At 58.1% G+C, this 2,444-nt stretch carries 3 protein-coding genes; all 3 read left to right on the top strand.

Annotated features, from left to right (window positions below; translation table 11 throughout):
- The first annotated feature begins 58 nt into the window (after nt 1–58).
- Nucleotides 59–412 carry a transposase gene (locus tag PMI09_RS31260; RefSeq protein ID WP_037082642.1) on the top strand — a complete coding sequence of 118 codons (354 nt, stop codon included), beginning with the start codon at nt 59–61 and terminating at the stop codon, nt 410–412.
- Complete coding sequence (tnpB, locus tag PMI09_RS10355) at nt 409–753, top strand: IS66 family insertion sequence element accessory protein TnpB (RefSeq protein ID WP_007792492.1); 345 nt, start codon at nt 409–411, stop codon at nt 751–753. The genes PMI09_RS31260 and tnpB overlap by 4 nt, the downstream gene beginning before the upstream one ends.
- Nucleotides 754–827: 74 nt before the next feature.
- Entirely contained in the window at nt 828–2,426 is a 1,599-nt protein-coding gene (tnpC, locus tag PMI09_RS10350; protein WP_007792490.1) for an IS66 family transposase, read from the top strand.
- Nucleotides 2,427–2,444 lie beyond the last annotated feature (18 nt).

Raw genomic sequence — 2,444 nt, 5'->3', positions numbered from 1 at the left:
ATGAACTCGGGCGTGAACTTCTATGTCTGCTCCTATGTCTGAACATAGAACTTTCCATATGATTGAAGCTGTCGCCGGTCCTCTGGAAGGTGCGCCGAGGCAAGTCCGGCGGCAATGGTCGGACGAGTTCAAGGCGCAGGCGGTCGCTGAGACGATGCAGCCGGGCGCGAGCGTTTCGGCGGTAGCCCGGCGGATCGGCGTTGATCCGTCACAATTATTTACATGGCGGCGCAATGCCCGGCTGCGAGCCGCGGCTTTGCCGGCGAATGAAACCGCCGGTCTCTTACCGACACCATCATCCAGCGATTATTCCGGGGTCGACATCATCATCGGTGATGCGGTAATCCGCACGGCTGCCGAGACCGATGAGGCTCATCTTGTTCGGGTGATCCGTGCGGTGCGCTCCGCATGATCCCGGCCGGTGCGAAGGTGTTTCTTGCAAGCCACCCCGTGGACTTCCGCAAAGGTCCCGATAGCCTTCTGTCGCTGGTGCGCGATGCTGGCAACGATCCATTCAGCGGAGCGCTCTATGTCTTTCGCGCCAAGAGAGCAGACAGAATTAAGATCGCTTGGTGGGATGGTTCCGGTGTGTGCCTCTATTCGAAGCGTCTGGAAAAAAATCGGTTCGTTTGGCCAAAGATCGGGCCTGTCCGTGTGCAGCTCAATCACGCGCAGCTCCTTGCTCTCGTTGACGGGATGGACTGGAAACGTGTCCGTACCGTTGCAGTGAAACGGCCGGAATTTGCTGGGTAAAAGCCCTGCGGCAGAGTGAATCAGGCTTCTGAAACTGCGGGAAATTGTCAGCAAAATATGCTCTATTCGCAGGCATGACGCCAGCTGATCTCGACCTTCCCGATGACGTTGATGCGCTGAAAGCCATGATCCTGGCGATGGCCGAAAAGGCTGCGCGCGCCGACGCTCTGGAGAGTGAAGTCGCTGATCTGAAAGCCCGCAATGCCGATGCTGACGAACAGATCGCCAAGCTGAAGCAGGTTCTCAAAGCCTTCGACCGTTACCGCTATGGAAGACGCTCGGAAAAGCAGAGCAAGAACATCGACGCGGATCTCGACGAGCAAGGTGCGTTTGTCTTCGAAGAGATCGAGACCGGCATTGCCGCCATCCAGGCGTTGGTCGAAAAAGGAAGAGGTCCAGGCGCTGCAAAACGCGCACCACGTCCGCGCAAGGGGTTCCCACCGCATCTGGAACGTATCCATGTGGTGATTGAGCCGGACGAGCTTCCTGAGCATGCTGGCAAACAGAAGATCCTGATCGGTGAAGATACCTCCGAGCGGCTTGATGTCATTCCACCGAAGTTCCGGGTGATCGTCACGCACCGCCCGAAGTATGCCTTCAAGAACGAGGACGGTGTCATCCAGGCGTTGGCACCGGCGCATATCGTAGAAAGCGGCATTCCGACAGAAGCGCTGCTCTCCTATATCGCGGTTTCAAAATATGGCGACGGGTTGCCGCTTTATCGACAGGAGGCGATCTTCCTGCGCGATCATGTCGAAGTCGACCGCGGGATCATGGCGCGGTGGATGGGCAAGCTCGGGTTCGAACTCGAGATCCTCGCGGACTACATCTTCAGCCAGATCAAGAGAGGCGAACGAATATTCGCCGACGAGACGACATTGCCGACGCTTGTTCCCGGATCGGGGTCGGCAAAGACAGCGTATTTATGGGCGTACGCGCGGGACGACCGACCATTCGGCGGAAGCGGTCCGCCTATGGTGGCCTATCGCTTTGAAGACAGCCGATCCGGCGACTGTGTCGCGCGTCATCTCGAAGGCTATCGCGGCATCCTGCAGATCGATGGATACACTGCCTATAACCGTGTTGCCCGTCCCGACCGTGGAAATGACGGAGCTCTTTTGGCGGGGTGTTGGGCGCATAGTCGACGTCGGTTTTACGAGCTGCACGCAAACGACAGCTCAAAGGTCGCAACGGCAACCATCGAAAAGATGGGCGCGCTGTGGGCGATCGAGGAAAAGGTGCGCGGACAAAGCTCCGATGTCCGCGTGGCCGCCCGCCAGGAGGCCTCCGCTGCAGTCGTTGCCGATCTCTACAAGCTTTGGCAGGACACGCTGCCCCGTATCTCTGGAAAGTCAAAGCTCGCCGAGGCCATTCGCTATGCCCTTCATCGACGGGAAGCCTTCGAGCAATTCCTTCACGACGGCCGGATCGAAATCGACTCCAATATCGTCGAGCGTGCAATCAGGCCCCAGGCAATCATTCGCAAGAATAGTCTATTCGCGGGTAATGCCGGCGGCGGCCGGACTTGGGCGACGATCTCAACTCTCATTCAAACGGCCAAAATGAACGGTGTTGATCCGCTCGCTTGGCTAACGCAGACCCTCGAACGCATCGCCGCGGGTTGGCCATCGAGCGAGATCGACGCCCTTATGCCTTGGAACTTCCAGAAGTAACGGTCTCAGTTCACCGCT

This window comes from Rhizobium sp. CF122 (assembly GCF_000282035.1).
Lineage (GTDB): Bacteria > Pseudomonadota > Alphaproteobacteria > Rhizobiales > Rhizobiaceae > Rhizobium.
The sequence above is the reverse complement of the archived record's forward strand: the minus strand, read 5'-3'. Positions and strand labels throughout refer to the sequence as shown.